This window comes from Streptomyces silaceus (genome assembly GCF_001419745.1).
Taxonomy (GTDB): Bacteria; Actinomycetota; Actinomycetes; order Streptomycetales; family Streptomycetaceae; genus Streptomyces; species Streptomyces silaceus.
This window is the reverse complement of record NZ_LIRJ01000311.1, coordinates 1-15136: the sequence shown is the minus strand read 5'-3', so window position 1 is coordinate 15136 and position 15136 is coordinate 1. Positions and strand designations below refer to the sequence as shown.

Here is a 15136-nt window from a genome sequence, read left to right as displayed (position 1 = left end):
GGGCGGGGGCGGCGTGCTCCGGTGCGCTCCCGGCGTGCAGCCGCTTCATGATGTCCATCAGCTCGGGCGGCACCGCCACGGAGAAGGAGCGGGTCTCGTGGTCGATGACGGTGAGCGAGGTCAGCCGGCCCCGGTGCCACCAGTACAGGCGCGGCGAGAGTCCGCCCGGTCCGTCCTGGTAGGCCCCCATCGCGTACGAGGCCAGGTCGTTGACCGCGTCCACGACCGTGCCGTCGGTGATCGGGTGGAACGCCAGCAGGTTCCTCCTCGGCAGCGCGACGAGGGCGCCGGCGTCGGGCAGTTCACGGCCGGTGGTCGCGCGGGCCAGTTCGGGCAGGACGAGCACCTTGCCCGCCACGAAGTGGGACTCCCCGTGGACCGACTGCAGCAGCGCGCCCTCGGGCCCCTTCACCGCCACGTGCTCGACCGGTTCGCGCAGCAGGTTCTCGCGAGCCGCCGCCCACAGCTGTTCCTCGCCGGCGCGCGCCACGTCGCGGTCGTCGAGGATGCGGACCGAGGTGGGCGTGTCCAGCGCGAGCACCAGGAGCAGGCCTTCGGCCACCGGGCGGGCGTAGCGGAAGCCGTTCGCCGTCTCGCCCTGGAAGGCGTCGTCGGGCACGAGGCGCAGGAAGGTCCGCTCCAGGAGTTCCGGCGCGCTCTCCCCGCCCTGGGACGCGCTCTCCAGCCTGATGAAGTGCTGGGCGACCAGCTGGGGCCAGTGCTCCTCGGCGGCGGCACGGCACTGGTGCGCGAGGTTGAGGAGCGGGTTGCGGTGGCCGTCCCACAGCACGGCGTCGCCCTCGACCAGCGGGCGTATCCCGCGCCGGGTGAGGAAGTGATCTGCCGTCAGGCTCCGCAGGCGTTCGGCCTGCGGGAATGTCAGCATCGGCAGGTGGGGGTCGGGTGCGTGGTGTTCGTTCACGCGGTGACTCTACGGAGCGGGCGCGACACCGTGATCATCAGGGGCTCCCTCCGCGGCACAAACGCGCCGGTGTGGCCGTATCCCGCCTCGTACCGTGAGCTGACGGTTCCGTACCCCTGTGGTCTGGTGACCGTCAGACCCTGGTCCGACGTGCCGTCACCCGTCCCTGACCTAGCGTCGTTTGGCATGACGCACACCCGAACCACCTTCCGTGGACGTGCTCTTGCCACCGTCCTCACCCTCTCGCTGGCCGTGCCCGTCGCGGGGACGGCCGGCGCCCTCGCCGCGAGCCCGGGCGGCTCGGACACGGCATCGGCCGGCGAGAAGGCTTCCGCACGGCTCCATCTGCCGCGCCCCACCGGATCGTTCGCCGTCGGCCGCGACACCCTGCACCTCGTCGACAAGAGCCGCCGCGATCCCTGGGTGCCCTCGGCGGGCGCACGGGAGCTGATGGTGTCCGTGTACTACCCGGCGCGGCACGGCGGCGGGCAGCCGACCGCGTACACGTCGGAGAAGGAGGCCGCGCTGCTGCTGAAGGCGGGCGGTCTTGAGGACCAGATCTCCGCGTCCGCGTACAGCGCGACGCGCACCTTCGCCCGCGCGGACGTCCGGCCGGCGGCCGGTCGGTTCCCGCTCGTCGTGCTCTCCCCCGGTTTCACCGCGCCCCGCTCCACGCTGACGCACCTCGCCGAGGAGCTGGCGAGCCGCGGCTTCGTCGTGGCCACCGTCGACCACGCCTACGAGTCGTACGGCACGGCCTTCCCCGGCGGGCGGATCCTCACCTGCGAGGCCTGCGAACCCTCCACGAAGCCCGGGATGGGCAAGGTCGTCACCGAGGGCCGCGCCAAGGATCTCTCGTACGTACTGGACCGGTTGACCGGCGGGCAGGCCGCCTGGCGCCACACCCGCATGATCGACGCCGACCGGATCGGAGCGGGCGGCCACTCCATCGGCGGGGCCGCGGCGCTGGCCGCCATGACCTCCGACCGCCGGGTGCGCGCGGGCCTGAACATGGACGGCCACTTCCACACGGAGCCCACCGGGCTGAAGGGCCGCCCCTTCCTGATGCTGGGCACCGAGGCGCAGCACACGCCAGGCGTCGAGGACGGCGTGAACTGGGACGAGACCTGGCAGGGCCTGGACGGCTGGAAGCGCTGGCTGACCGTCCGGGGCTCGGGGCACTTCACCTTCACCGACCTGCCGGTCCTGACCGGGCAGGCCGGTGTGGTCGACCCGCAGGTCCCGCTGTCCGGCGAGCGGTCCGAGCGGGTCACCCGCGCGTACGTCGCGGCCTTCTTCGACCGGCACCTGCGGGGCACCCCGCGGCCGCTGCTCGACGGCCCGAGCCCGGAGCACCCCGAGGTCACCTTCCGGCGACGGTGAGGGGCCCCGGGGATCCCCTACGGGAGCGCGACCGCCTCCCGCAGCAGCTCGACCGGATGCCACGCCTGGCGCTCGGTTCCGTGGAGGATCTGCTGGCGGCAGGAGACGCCGGTGGCGACGACGACGGTGTCGGCGGGTTCCTCCTTGATCGCGGGGAAGAGACGGTCCTCGCCGACCGTCATGGACGTGTCGTAGTGCTCGGACTCGAAGCCGAAGGAGCCGGCCATCCCGCAGCAGCCGGCGTCCAGTTCGACGACGGTCGCTCCGGGGATACGGCTGAGGAGGGCGACCGTCGCGGCCGTCCCCACCTCCGCCTTCTGGTGGCAGTGGCCGTGGTAGAGGAGCTTGCGGCCGGCGAGCCAGGAGTTCTCGCTCAGGGCGAGCCGTCCGGCGTCGACGGCCTCCACGAGGAGTTCCTCGACCTGGCGGACCCGCCCGGCGATGTCCCTGACGGCGGTGTCGTCGGGCAGCAGGGCCTTGTGCTCGTCGCGCAGGGTCATCAGGCAGGACGGTTCGCAGCCGACGATCGGTGAGCCGGGGGCGGTCGACCGGTGCAGGGTGTGGGCGAGGGTGCGGGCCTTGTCCTTGGCGTCGTCCACCAGGCCCTTGGACAGGCTCGACCGTCCGCAGCAGCCGCCGCTCTCCAACCGCACGCGCCAGCCCGCCCGTTCGAGGAGTTCGACGGCCGCGCGCCCGATGCCGGGCTCGGTGAACGTGGTGAAGGAGTCGGCGAGGAAGGTGACCGTCCCCTGGGTGGGCGGGTACGGCGAGGGGGCACGGCGGCGCGACCAGCGCAGCAGGTTGTCGCGGACGAAGACCGGCAGGGGGCGCCGCGGGGTGATGCCGAGCAGGCGGTCCAGCAGACGGCGCAGCGGGCCGATGCGGCCCGGCAGGTTGGACAGGGGCGCGGTCGCCGAGCCCAGTCGGTTCAGGGTGCGGATCGCGCCGAAGAGGCGGGTGCGCAGCGGTACGCCGTGCAGGTCGTGGTGGTGCGAGAGGGTCTCGCTCTTGAGCGTGGCCATGTCGACGCCGAGCGGGCATTCGCTCTTGCAGGCCTTGCACATGAGGCACAGGTCGAGGATCTCGTGGAGGCGCTCGTCGCCGAGCGCCGTGCGCGGGTCGGGTGCGGACAGGGCCTTGACGAGGGCGCCCGCGCGTCCGCGGGTGGAGTCCTCCTCCTTGCGGGTGGCCATGTACGAGGGGCACATGGCGCCGCTGCCGGTCTTGCGGCACAGGCCGATGTTCATGCACCGGTCGGCCGCCGCGCGCATCCCGCCGCCGCCCACCACCTCGAAGGAGAGGCGGGTGCGCAGCGGTCCGGCGGGCGGCAGGGCCGCGTCGCGCAGGTTGTCCGTCATGGGCCGCGCGTCCACGATCTTGCCGGGGTTGAGGATGCCGTGCGGGTCGAAGAGCTGCTTGACCTGCCGCATCGCCTCGTACAGCTTGTCGCCGAAGATCTCGCGGTTGAACTCGCTGCGGGCCAGGCCGTCGCCGTGCTCGCTGGAGTTCACGCCGCCGTACTCGGCGACCAGGTCCTTGATCTCCTCGGCGACGGCCCGCATGCGGCCGACGTCGGCCGGGTCGGCGAGGTCGAGATAGGGGCGGATGTGCAGACAGCCGACCGAGCAGTGGCCGTAGAACCCGGCGGTCATGCCGTGCCGGTCGAGGACGTCCTTGAACCGCCGTGTGTAGTCGGCGAGATGGGCGGGGTCGACGGCGGTGTCCTCGACGAAGGCGAGCGGACGGCGGGTGCCCTCGCTCGCCGCCATCAGCAGGCCGAGGCCCGCCTTGCGGACCTTCAGCAGGGAGGCCTGCTGCGCCGGGGTGACCGCCTGGAGGGTGTGGTAGCCGTGGCCGTGCCGCGACCAGAGCGCCGTCAACCGCCGCATGCGGTCGACGAGTTCGGCCTCCTCGTCGCCGGTGAAGGAGACGAAGAGCAGGGCTTCGGGACTGCCGGTCAGGAGGTCGCCGAGCGCCGCGTACTCGATCTTGCGGCGGGACAGATCGAGGATCGTGCGGTCCATCAGCTCGACGGCGGACGGGTCGCAGGCGAGGGCGTCCTCCGTCGCCGCGATGGCGTTCGCCACGGACGCGAAGTGGCCGACGGCGATGACCGTGCGGGCCGGTTTGCGCACCAGGTCGACCAGTGCCGTGGTCGCCACGGCCAGCGTGCCCTCCGAGCCGACGACGAACTTGGCCAGGTCGAAGAGGGTGTCCTCGCGGGCCAGCCGGTCGAGGCGGTAGCCGCCGGCGCGCCGCCAGTGGTCGGGGAAGCCCTCGCCGATCGCGGCCGCGTTGGCCCTGACGATCTCGGGCAGTTCGCGGTAGAGGGCGCCCTCCAAGGTGATGCGCTGTGCCCGGTGGGCCCGTTCGGTGCCGTCGACCGGGCCGAGGCGGGTGCGGCTGGCGTCGGAGAGGACCACGTCGAGCTCGCGGACGTGGTCGATGGTCATGCCGTAGCGCACCGAGCCGCTGCCCGCCGAGTTGTTGCCGATCATCCCGCCGATGGTCGCGCGGTTGCTGGTCGAGGTGTCCGGGCCGAACATCAGCTGCCAGGGCGCCGCGGCACGGTTCAGCTGGTCCTGGACGACCCCCGCCTCCACCAGGGCCGTGCCACTGCCCGGGTCGAGTTCCACGACGCGGTTCATGTGGCGCGACAGGTCGAGGACCAGACCGGGTCCTACGGTCTGGCCCGCGAGGCTGGTACCCGCGCCGCGCGGCACGACGGGGACCCGGTGGGCCGCGGCGGCGGCCACGGCGGCGGCGACGTCGTCGGCGTGCCGGGGGAAGGCCACCCCCAGCGGGGTGATGGCGTACATGCCGGCGTCGCGGGCGAACAGGTGCCGGGTGTAGTCGTCGAAGCGGACCTCGCCGTCGAGGTCGTCGGTGAGCCTGCGCAGCAGCCCGCGGGAGTCCTCTTCGCGGGCCTCGTCCCCGGCAGCCTCACCCATGGGGCTCTCGCAGGACGTCGAGGGCGGCGGCGAGACCTGTCGGATCGATGCGTACGCCTGCCAGTTGGAGACCCATCTGTACGCCGGCCAGGGTGCCCGCGAGCGCGAGGTCGTTGAAGTGGCCGAGGTGGCCGATGCGGAAGACCCGTCCCGCCAGCTTGCCGAGGCCCGCGCCCAGGGACATGTCGAAGCGCTCCAGGATGATCTCGCGGACCTTGTCGGCGTCCTGGCCCTCGGGCACGAGAACGGCGGTCAGGGACGAGGAGTGCTCGCGCTCGTCGGCGCACAGCACGTCAAGTCCCCAGCCGCGTACGGCGGTTCGGGTCGCCTCGGCGTGCCGGTCGTGGCGGGCGAAGACCTCGGGGAGCCCTTCGTCCGCCAGCATCCGGAGCGCCTCGGCGAGACCGTAGAGGAGGTTGGTGGCGGGGGTGTACGGGAAGTAGCCGCGCCGGTTGGCCTCGATGACGGGGCGCCAGTCCCAGTAGGACCTGCGCAGGCGCGGGGTGCGGGAGGCGGCGAGCGCCTTCTCGCTGACCGCGTTGAAGGCGAGTCCCGGTGGGAGCATCAGGCCCTTCTGCGATCCGGCGACCGTGACGTCGACGCCCCACTCGTCGTGGCGGTAGTCGATGGAGCCGAGCGAGGAGATGGTGTCGACGAGGAACAGGGCGGGGTGCCCGGTCGCGTCGATCGCCCGCCGGATCTCGGCGATCCTGCTGGTGACGCCGGTGGACGTCTCGTTGTGCACGACGCAGACGGCCTTGATCGTACGGACGGTGTCGGCGGCGAGCCGTTCGGCGATGGCCTCGGGCGAGGCGCCGTGGCGCCAGTCGCCGGGGATGAAGTCGACGTACAGGCCGAGGTCGGCGGCCATGCGCTGCCAGAGCGTGGCGAAGTGGCCGGTCTCCACGCACAGCACCCGGTCGCCGGTGCCGAGCGTGTTGGCCAGCGCCGCCTCCCAGGCGCCCGTGCCGGATCCGGGGAAGATCACGACGGGTCCGGTGGTGCCGAAGACGGGCCGGAGAGAGGCGAGCAACTCGTGGGTGAACGCGGCGAATTCGGGGCCGCGGTGGTCGATCGTCGGCGCGGAGATGGCGCGGAGGACCTGGTCGGGGACGTTGGTGGGACCGGGGATCTGTAAGAAATGCCGCCCTGTGCGAGGGGTCACTGTGGCCAACTCCCTTGTGAAGCGTGCCGCATTGTGGCACGGTGTGTCATAAGGTGGCACGCGGAGCATAGGAGCCGAGCGCAGGGGGAGTCAACGGATGCAGAGCGTCCTCAACGCACTTCGCGTACTGGAAGAGGTCTCGGCGCGGCAGCCGATCGGCGTCGCCGACCTGGCCCGCACCCTGGACCTGCCGAAGAGTTCCGCCCAGCGCGCCCTGCGGACGCTGCACACGGCGGGCTGGATCCGCCCGGCCGGCGGCGAGGTCACCCGCTGGGTCCTGACCACCAAGGCCCTGCAGGTCGGACGGCGTGCCACCGGCGAGCTGGGGCTGCGCGACGTGGCCGTGCCGCTGATGGAGGAGCTGCGGCGGCGCACGGACGAGACGGTCCACCTGACTGTGCCGAACGGCGACAAGGTGGTGCTCATCGAGCGCCTGGAGACGTCCAAGCCGGTGCGGATCATTCTTGCCCTCGGCACGCAGCTGCCCATCCACGCGTCGGCGAACGGCAAGGCCGTGCTGGCGTCCAGCCCGGCGGAGGTGATCGAGCGTCACATGGCGGGCGGCCTGGAGGAGTTCACCGAAACCACCATCACCGAGCGGGAGCGGCTGCTCGCCGAGCTGACGCTGATCCGGGAGCGGGGGTACGCGACGAACGGCGGCGAGTGGCGCACCGACGTGTCCGCCGTCGCGGCGCCGGTCCTCGACGGGGCAGGGCTGCCGATCGCCAGCATCAGCGTCAACATGCCGACGAGCCGCATGACTCCGGAGGCGAGCGCCGCGCACGGCGTGCTGGTGAGTGAGACGGCACGGCAGGTCAGCGCCGCACTGGGGCACCCGCGCCCGGACAAGGCGGGCGCCACGGGCGCGGGCACGGACGCCGGACGCCCCGCACCCACCGACGGCCCGGACCTCTCCGAGGGAATCCGTCACCCCTCTTGACGCCTGCGAATCGGCGCCCCAATACTCCCCTTTGCGAAAGCCGCATTCCGCCTTACGGAATAACTCCGTCACCCCTGGGCCCTCGCGCCCCGGGGGCGGACGCCGTGCGCCGCCTCGCACCGCGCTCCCTCCGGTGCCGCGCGCACCCCCACGCCACACACCACGGCACACCGCGACATGGCCTCCGGCCGACCGCAAGGGAGCCCTCGTGTCCGATCAACTCATCTCCGTCCTCGCCCTGTTACTGATCTTCACCGTCGCCACCTTCACCTCCGTCCATCTGGGCGCACTGGCCATCGTGGCCGCCTTCGTCGTCGGCTCCACGGTCGCGCACGAGTCGGCGGACGACCTCTTCTCCGGGTTCCCCGGTGATCTGTTCGTCGTCCTGGTCGGCGTGACGATGCTGTTCGCCATGGCGAAGAACAACGGCACCGTCGACTGGCTCGTCGACGCCGCCGTCAAGGCCGTACGCGGCCGGATCGCCCTCATCCCCTGGGTGATGTTCCTCGTCACCGCACTGCTCACCGCGGTCGGCGCGGTCACCCCCGCCGCGGTCGGGATCATCGCCCCGATCGGCCTCGGTTTCGCCGTGGCGCACGGCATGAACCCCGTGCTCATGGGCCTGTTCATCGCCAACGGCGCGAGCGCGGGGGGCTTCTCGCCGATCGGCGTCTTCGGCAGCATCACCAACGGCGTCATCGAGCGCAACGACCTGCCCGGCAACCCGGCGCTGCTGTTCACCGCCTCGTTCCTCTTCAACGCCGCCCTCTGCGCCCTCGCCTTCGTCGCCTTCGGCGGCAGGCAGTTGCTCGGGCAACGCGCGCAGACACACGGGAGCGCCGACGGCACGGCCGTCGCCCACCCGAAGAGCGCCGCACCGCCCAGCGGCCGGACCCCGCCCGACACCGCTGCCACGCCCACAGCGCCCACCCTCACCGCCACCGCTCCCACGCCCACGGCGGCACCACCCGGTCCCCTCCGCCTCGACGGCCCCCGCGCGCTCACCCTCCTCGGCCTGGTCGGTCTTGTCGTCGGAGCGCTCTTCTTCGACCTCGACGTGGGCCTGATGGCGCTCACCGTCACCGTCGTGCTCTCCCTGGTCTCGCCGGCGTCGGCCAAGGGCGCGGTCGACCGGTGCGCGTGGTCGACCGTGCTGCTGGTCTGCGGGATCGTCACGTATGTGAGCCAGATGGAGCGCCTGGGCACCATCGACCACCTCGGCAAGCAGGTCGCGTCCCTCCAGGCACCCCTCCTCGGCGCCCTGCTGATCTGCCTCATCGGCGCCGTCGCGTCCGCCTTCGCCTCCACCACGGGGATGCTCGGCGCGCTGATCCCGCTGGCGGTGCCATTCCTGCTGGACGGCCAGGTCGCGGCCGTGGGAATGATCACCGCGCTGGCCGTCTCGTCGTCCGTGGTGGACTCCTCGCCGTTCTCCACCAGCGGGGCGCTGGTGACCGCGAACACTCCGGAGGAGAAACGGGACTACGTCTTCCGCCGCCTCATGGCGTGGGGCCTCGGGATCGCCGTGGCCGGGCCGCTCGTGACCTGGGCGCTGTTCGTGGTGCCCGGCTCCCTCTGACCCGCGCCCCTCCCCCGACGCCTCCCGACTCCCCCGTACGCCGCGTCAGTCGAACGCCACCACGAGCCGCACCCCGTCGTCGCCGAACCGGCCCGCCAGCGCCTTCATCACGGCGAACACATGCGGCCAGTGGGTGCCGGGACCCAGGATCGACCCGGCCGTCAGCGGCTCGTAGCGGCACGTCAGGTCCCCCACGGCCCACTCCAGTTCGCCGCGCGCGGTGTCGAGCCCGGCCGGTGGCGGGCCGACCGTCTCCACCACCTCGTCGGGCCACCGCGCGGGCAGCATCCGCCGGTGCCAGAGGTACGGGCTCGACTTGTGCTGCCACGACAGGCGCCCCACATAGCGGTCCGGTCCGGCGTCCGGGTCGAGCCCCGCCAGCTCCGTCCAGCTCACCCACGTGGCATCGCCCAGCTCCCCGTCCGCCACCCAGGACGCCAGCCCGTCGCGCAGCCGCCCGGACAGGTCGTCCGGCAGACCCCGGCCGGCCGCAAGGGGCCGGTAGCCCGCGTCGTTGCGCACGCCGAACAGGCAGCCGAACGCCGCGTAGTCGACCTCGTCGTACAGCGGCCACAGGTCCATGGCCGCGACCCAGGGCTCGCCGTCGTAGAAGTCGGTGCCCGCCGAGGGGTGGCGGAACTCGATTCCGCCGTGAATGTCCGTACCCACGGCGAAGACGCTACCGCCCTTCGCACAGGCGACCGAACCGTGGCCTGGTCCGGTCGCCGCGCCCGCGCCTCACACCGGGCTCAACATCCCCGAGGTGTCGACGACCTGGCGGATCGCCCGGCCCGAGGCCAGTTCCTCCATGGCCTCGTTGATCCCGGACAGGGCGATCGTGCCAGTGTGCATCTCCTCGACCGGCATCAGGCCGGCACGCCACAGGTCGAGGAAGCGGGGGATGTCGCGGCGCGGCACCGCGTCGCCCATGTACGAGCCGATCAGGGACTTCCCCTCCCCCGCGAAGGCGAGCGCGGGCACGTCCAGGACGCGGTCGGGTCCGGGCAGGCCGACCGAGACGACCCGGCCCCCGCGCGCGACGACCGCCAGGCAGGCGGCCATCACCGCGGGGCTGCCCACGGCCTCGACGGCCACCTCGGCGCCGCCGCCGGTCAGGTCGCGGACGGCGGTGGGCGCCTCGTCCGGCGCGTAGGCGTGCGTGGCGCCCAGGCGCAGGGCCAGCGCGCGCTTGTCCGCGACCGGGTCGACGGCGACGATCGGGTACGCCCCGGCGGCGCGGGCGCCCAGCACGGCGGACAGGCCGACGCCGCCGAGCCCCTGCACGACCACGGACTGTCCCGGGCGCAGCGCCGCGGTGTTGATGACGGCACCCGCGCCGGTCAGCACCGCGCACCCGAACATCGAGGCGACCGTGAACGGCACGTCCTTCGGGATCGGCACCACCGACTCCTGGGCGACGACGGCGTGCGAGGAGAACGCCGAGACGCCCAGCTGGTGGTGGACGGTGTGCCCGGCGGAGTCCCTCAGGAGGGAGGGGCCGTGCAGCAGCCCGCCGGAGCCGTTGGCCGCGGCGGCGCGGTCGCACAGGGCGGGGCGGCCCTCGGCGCAGCGCGGGCAGAAGCCGCAGCTGGGCACGAAGACCAGCGCCACATGGTCGCCGGGCGCCACGCGGTGGACGCCCGGCCCGGTCTCCTCGACGACGCCGACGGCCTCGTGCCCGAGCGCCATGGGCAGCGGCCGGACCCGGTCGCCGTTGACGACGGAGAGGTCGGAGTGGCACAGGCTCGCGGCGGCGACACGGACCAGGAGCTCGCCCTCGCGGGGCGCGCCGAGTTCGAGCTCCTCGACGGCCACGGGCCGGCTCTCCCCGTAGGGGCGCTCCCGTACGGCGTCGCGCAGGACGGCGGCGGTGATCCTCATGCGCCCACGTCCTCGCGGGGAGCGCAGCGCAGCACGTCCCGGGTCTCCAGGAGCGGGACGATCCTGGCGAGCACGATGTCCTGGAAGTGGGCGGAGGCGCAGTGCGCGGTGAAGTCCGCCTCGGTGCCGTACTCCTCGTAGAGCAGGACGGCGCGCGGGTCCTCGGTGCCCTGGTGGACGCGGTACTGACGGCAGCCGGGCTCCGCGCGGGAGGCCTCGGCCATGGTGTCGAGCAGTGCGAGGACGGTCCGCTCCTGGTCCGGCAGGGTGCGGTAGCGGGCCACGACGACGTAACTCACGGTGGTTCTACTCCTGTTGTTCTGGGGCCTGTGCGGGCAGGTCCGGGGCCTTCTCGGCCAGGTCAGGGGCCTGTTCTGCGGGCTTTCCCGGGGCCGCGGGGCGCGGCAGCGCGTCGCGGCGCAGATGCCACAGGCGGTGGTCGGACGTGGCCGCCGCGACCGACCCGAGGGCCAGTGCGGCGGCCACGTCCGCGGGGGTCTCCACGAAGCCGGCGGCGACCGTCGGCGACATGGCGCGGCGCGCCTGGGGGGTCATGCGCGCCACGATGGGGGCGGGCATGACCTCGACCAGGTCGGGCATGCCGCGGGAGATGGCGTCCATGCTCCTGCGCAGATTGGAGCGGTCGGTGACGAAGACCTTCTGCGCGGTGAGCAGCCCGAGCGGCCGGCCCTTCTCGATGAGGGCGAGCCGGGTGCTCACCACCCCGCTCGCGCCCATGTCCTTGATGAAGTCGAGGGCGCCGCGGTCCTGCGCGAGGCCGGGGCTGGAGTCGACGTTCACGAACACGGTCTTGCCGGCCTTGCGCAGCGCCGGGACGACCTGGGGCAGCTGCCCGACGGCGAAGGACGCGAGGATGCACACCTTCGCCGGGGCGGTGAGGAACTGCCGCAGCGGCTGGGAGCCGACGATGGACGCGACGACCGGCACCTCGGCGAAGGCCGTGGCGAGCCGGGCGTCGAGCGGCCGGGAGCGGAGGGAGGAGTTCATGGGCTGCCTAGGCTCGTGACGTGGCCGCGCGGCTCAGCGGGGCGGTGCCGAAGCGGCTGGGGAGGCCCAGCTTGCCAGGGTTGAGGATGCCCGCCGGGTCCAGGGCGTTCTTCACCGCCACGAAGGTCGCGAAGCCGGCGCCGAGGGATTCCTCCAGGTAGGGGCCGCGGAGCAGGCCGCAGCCGTGGTGGTGGCTGAGCGCCGCGCGGTGCTTGATGAGCACGGCGTTGGCGGCGTCCCAGACGGCCCGGTACCAGTCGCGGCGTGTCCCGGGCGCGACGTCGCCGCGCAGCGAGAAGTAGACGCAGGCGCCGTCGGTGTAGGCGTGCGACTGGTGGGCGGAGGCGGCGAGGGTGCCGGGCACCGACTGGATGGCGGCGACCACCTCGTCGTAGATGACGGGCAGGTCGGCCCAGGCGGCGGCCATCTCCAGGGTGTCGGCGACGAAGCCGGGTCCCGGCGTGAAGCCGTCGGACGACTTGCCGACCAGCATCCGCTCGTCGAGCCAGCGCTCGAAGACGGCCTTGCCGTCGAGTTCGGTGCCGCGGGCGGCGCACACCTCGGCGGCGACCTTGAGCGAGGCATCGACGATGGCCGGGTCGCCCTCGTCGGCGATCAGCAGGAGGTTGGTGTCGGGGTGCCCGAAGTGGGTGCCCGACTCCAGGGCGTCGTACAGGCGCAGGACGGCCGGTGTGGCGCCGCGCTGCATGATCTCGCGGCAGACGTCGAGGCCCTCGGCGAAGGTCGCGAAGCCGTAGGCGACGGCGTCGGCGTGGGCGGGCAGCGGGTGGACGCGCAGGCGGGCGGAGACGATGACGCCGAGGGTGCCCTCGGAGCCGACGAAGAGCTGGCGCAGGTCGGGGCCGACGGCGGCGCGGGCGTAGTCGCCGTAGGTGGCGCGGGTGCCGTCGGCGTGGACGACGTCGACGCCGACGACCATGTCCTCGATCTTGCCGTAGCGGGTGGAGAGCTGGCCGGCGCCGCGGCAGGCGATCCAGCCGCCGACGGTGGAGACGGCGAAGGCGGAGGGCCAGTGCCCGGTGGTGACGCCGTACTCCTCCTGGAGCTGCTTCTCGAAGAGGTCGCCGAACATGCCCGCCTGGACGTCGACGATGTTCGACTCGGCGTCGAAGCCCGTGATCCGGTCGAGGCCGCAGACGTCCAGGACGACGCCGCCGAAGACGGGCAGGGCCGCGCCGGTCACGTTGGAGCGTCCGGCGGAGGGCGTGACGGGTATGCCCGCGGCGTGGCAGATCCTGAGGACGGCGGCGACCTGGTCGGCGTCGGCGGCCTCGACGACGACGGCGTGCGGGGTCGCGGGGCGGCCCTCGGTCTCGCCGATCATCGAGCCGGCCCACCAGTCGCGGGTGCGGGTGACGACCTCCTCGCGCTCGACGTGCACGGCGCGGGCGGCGGCGCGCAGGGCGTCGACGACCTGTTCGGGTACGTCGACGGGGTCGGTCTGCAGGGCGGCCTCACCGTCGCCGATGGGGGTGGTGCGGGCCCATGTGGCCTGGCTGGGGGCGCCGACGGTGTAGTTCCCGCGGTTGAAGGGGTGGGTGATGGTCTGACGGCTGATCATGCTGCGGCTCCTTCGAGGAGTACGGACTTTTCGTGGGCGACGGAGGCGAGGTAGTCGGCGACGGAGCGGTCCGTCTCGGCCTGGGTGAGGTTCAGTTCCCGCGCGAGCAGTTCGCCGACGACGGGGGCGGCCTCGGCCGACGCGTCGCGGGCGAAGAGGCGGGCGCGGGTGCGGCGGGAGAGGACGTCGTCGACGGAGCGGGCGAGTTCGGCGCGGGCCGCGTAGACGACCTCGGCGCGGGTGTAGGGCAGTCCCTCGACGACGGGCGCGGCCAGGGAGGGGTCGTCGGCGATGAGGTCGCCGATGAACCGGGCCTCGGTGCCGAAGCGTTCGCCGAGGTGGGCGGCGAGCCCGCCGGACGCGGCGACCGCCTCGGAGTCGTACCCCGCGCCGCCGAGCAGCGGCAGCGTGCTGGTGCGGCTCCTGGCCTTGCGGCCGAGGACGGTCATGACCTTGTCGACGACGAGTTCGCCCATGTGCCGGCTGGTGGTGAGCTTGCCGCCGGTGACGGTGACCATGCCGCCCGCGCCGACGGTGATGTGGTGGTCGCGGCGCATGTCGAGGGTCGCGCCCTCCTTGCCGCCGACCAGGGGGCGCAGCCCGCCGATGGAGCCGACCACGTCGTCGGGGGTGAGCTTGCCCTCGAAGGCGGTGTTGGCGCCCTCCAGGAGGAACTCCATCTCCTGCCGGGTGCAGTGCACGTCGTCGGCGGAGCCCTGGTAGTCCTCGTCGGTGGTGCCGAGGACGACGCTGTTGCCCCAGCGGGTGCAGGTGGCGCGGCGGGCCCGGCCGGGGATGGGCACGGTGACGGTGCAGTCGATGCGGACCTTGTCCCACGGCACGACGATGTGCACGCCCTTGGCGGGCCGCACCTGCGGCCGGTGTCCGTCGTCGGCCATGGCGTCGACCTGGTCGGTCCACACGCCGGTGGCGTTGACGACGGCGCGGGCGCGGATGTCGATGGTGTCGCCGTCGACCGTGGCGCGGGCGCCGCCGACCCGGCCGCCCTGGGTGAGCAGGCCCCCCACCGTGGCGCCGTTGAGCACGGTGGCGCCGAGGGCGGCGGCGGTGCGGACGATGGTGAGGACGAGCCGGGCGTCGTCGGTGCGGGCGTCGAAGTACATCAGGCCGCCCTTGAGGTGGTCGGCCCGCAGCGTCGGCGCGTGCGAGAGGACCTCGGGGACGGTCAGGCGCTGGTGCAGCTTGCCTATCCGCCAGCCGCCCACGAGGTCGTACGTCCACAGGAGCCCTTCGAAGCCCTTGGCCAGGCGCGGGTCGAAGACGCCCTCCTTCTCCAGGATCGGGAAGAGGAACGGCAGCCGGTGCACGAGGTGCGGCGCGTTCTTGCGGAAGCGGTGGCGCTCCAGGAGCGAGTGGCGCACGAGGTTGACGTTGCCCTGCTCGATGTAGCGCAGGCCGCCGTGGACCATCTTCGAGGACTTGGAGGAGGTGCCGGAGGCGAAGTCGTCCTTCTCGACGAGGGCGGCGCGCAGTCCACGCGACGCGGCGTCCAGGACGGCGTACGCCCCGGTGACGCCGCCGCCGATGACGAGCACGTCGTACGTGTCGTCGGCGAGGCGGCGCTTGATGCCCGTGCGGTCGAGCAGCAGGGGGGTGCGGCGGGTGGCCGCGGCGCTGCGTCCCGGTTTGCGGGCGGGCATGGTGATCACGATCAGCTCCTGGTGGTTCGGGGTGACGGCCCGGGGGCCGTCACCCCGAACCACC

General features: G+C 73.0%; 11 protein-coding genes and 1 pseudogene. 3 read left to right on the top strand and 9 right to left on the bottom strand.

Annotated features, from left to right (window positions below; all coding sequences use genetic code 11):
- A pseudogene (locus tag AOK22_RS26795) lies at positions 1 to 922 on the bottom strand (immunity 49 family protein); the annotation flags it as partial.
- 186 nt (positions 923 to 1108) lie between these two features.
- Here AOK22_RS26795 and AOK22_RS26790 point away from each other — a divergent pair.
- Positions 1109 to 2305 (top strand): alpha/beta hydrolase family protein, encoded by a 1197-nt coding sequence (locus tag AOK22_RS26790; protein ID WP_055701282.1) that lies wholly within the window; start codon positions 1109 to 1111, stop codon positions 2303 to 2305.
- 17 nt (positions 2306 to 2322) lie between these two features.
- Here the strand turns inward: AOK22_RS26790 and AOK22_RS26785 are convergent, their stop codons facing one another.
- Together AOK22_RS26785 and AOK22_RS26780 are read right to left on the bottom strand one after the other, a co-directional pair.
- Positions 2323 to 5256 (bottom strand): FAD-binding and (Fe-S)-binding domain-containing protein, encoded by a 2934-nt coding sequence (locus AOK22_RS26785; protein WP_055701281.1) that lies wholly within the window; start codon positions 5254 to 5256, stop codon positions 2323 to 2325.
- Positions 5249 to 6421, bottom strand: coding sequence for a pyridoxal-phosphate-dependent aminotransferase family protein (locus tag AOK22_RS26780; protein ID WP_055701280.1), 1173 nt, complete (start codon positions 6419 to 6421; stop codon positions 5249 to 5251). Before AOK22_RS26780 ends, AOK22_RS26785 begins: the two co-directional genes overlap by 8 nt.
- A gap of 97 nt (positions 6422 to 6518) precedes the next feature.
- Here AOK22_RS26780 and AOK22_RS26775 point away from each other — a divergent pair, with 97 nt between their 5' ends.
- Both AOK22_RS26775 and AOK22_RS26770 read left to right on the top strand, forming a co-directional pair.
- Positions 6519 to 7361, top strand: coding sequence for an IclR family transcriptional regulator (locus AOK22_RS26775; RefSeq protein ID WP_079036838.1), 843 nt, complete (start codon positions 6519 to 6521; stop codon positions 7359 to 7361).
- 208 nt (positions 7362 to 7569) lie between these two features.
- Positions 7570 to 8940, top strand: a complete 1371-nt coding sequence (locus AOK22_RS26770) for an SLC13 family permease (protein WP_055701279.1) — start codon at positions 7570 to 7572, stop codon at positions 8938 to 8940.
- 45 nt (positions 8941 to 8985) lie between these two features.
- Here the strand turns inward: AOK22_RS26770 and AOK22_RS26765 are convergent, their stop codons facing one another.
- The 6 genes from AOK22_RS26765 to AOK22_RS26740 all read right to left on the bottom strand — a co-directional run bounded on the left by AOK22_RS26765 (position 8986) and on the right by AOK22_RS26740 (position 15081).
- Positions 8986 to 9609 (bottom strand): hypothetical protein, encoded by a 624-nt coding sequence (locus AOK22_RS26765; protein ID WP_055701278.1) that lies wholly within the window; start codon positions 9607 to 9609, stop codon positions 8986 to 8988.
- A gap of 69 nt (positions 9610 to 9678) precedes the next feature.
- Complete coding sequence (locus tag AOK22_RS26760; protein ID WP_055701277.1) at positions 9679 to 10821, bottom strand: zinc-binding dehydrogenase; 1143 nt, start codon at positions 10819 to 10821, stop codon at positions 9679 to 9681.
- Positions 10818 to 11120, bottom strand: coding sequence for a putative quinol monooxygenase (locus AOK22_RS26755; RefSeq protein ID WP_055701276.1), 303 nt, complete (start codon positions 11118 to 11120; stop codon positions 10818 to 10820). Before AOK22_RS26755 ends, AOK22_RS26760 begins: the two co-directional genes overlap by 4 nt.
- Before the next feature lie 7 nt (positions 11121 to 11127).
- Positions 11128 to 11829 carry a glycerol-3-phosphate responsive antiterminator gene (locus tag AOK22_RS26750; protein WP_079036837.1) on the bottom strand — a complete coding sequence of 234 codons (702 nt, stop codon included), beginning with the start codon at positions 11827 to 11829 and terminating at the stop codon, positions 11128 to 11130.
- 7 nt (positions 11830 to 11836) lie between these two features.
- A complete protein-coding gene (locus AOK22_RS26745; RefSeq protein ID WP_055701275.1) occupies positions 11837 to 13411 on the bottom strand; it encodes an FAD-binding oxidoreductase in 1575 nt (524 codons plus the stop codon).
- Positions 13408 to 15081, bottom strand: a complete 1674-nt coding sequence (locus tag AOK22_RS26740; RefSeq protein WP_055701283.1) for a glycerol-3-phosphate dehydrogenase/oxidase — start codon at positions 15079 to 15081, stop codon at positions 13408 to 13410. Before AOK22_RS26740 ends, AOK22_RS26745 begins: the two co-directional genes overlap by 4 nt.
- Positions 15082 to 15136: the final 55 nt, after the last annotated feature.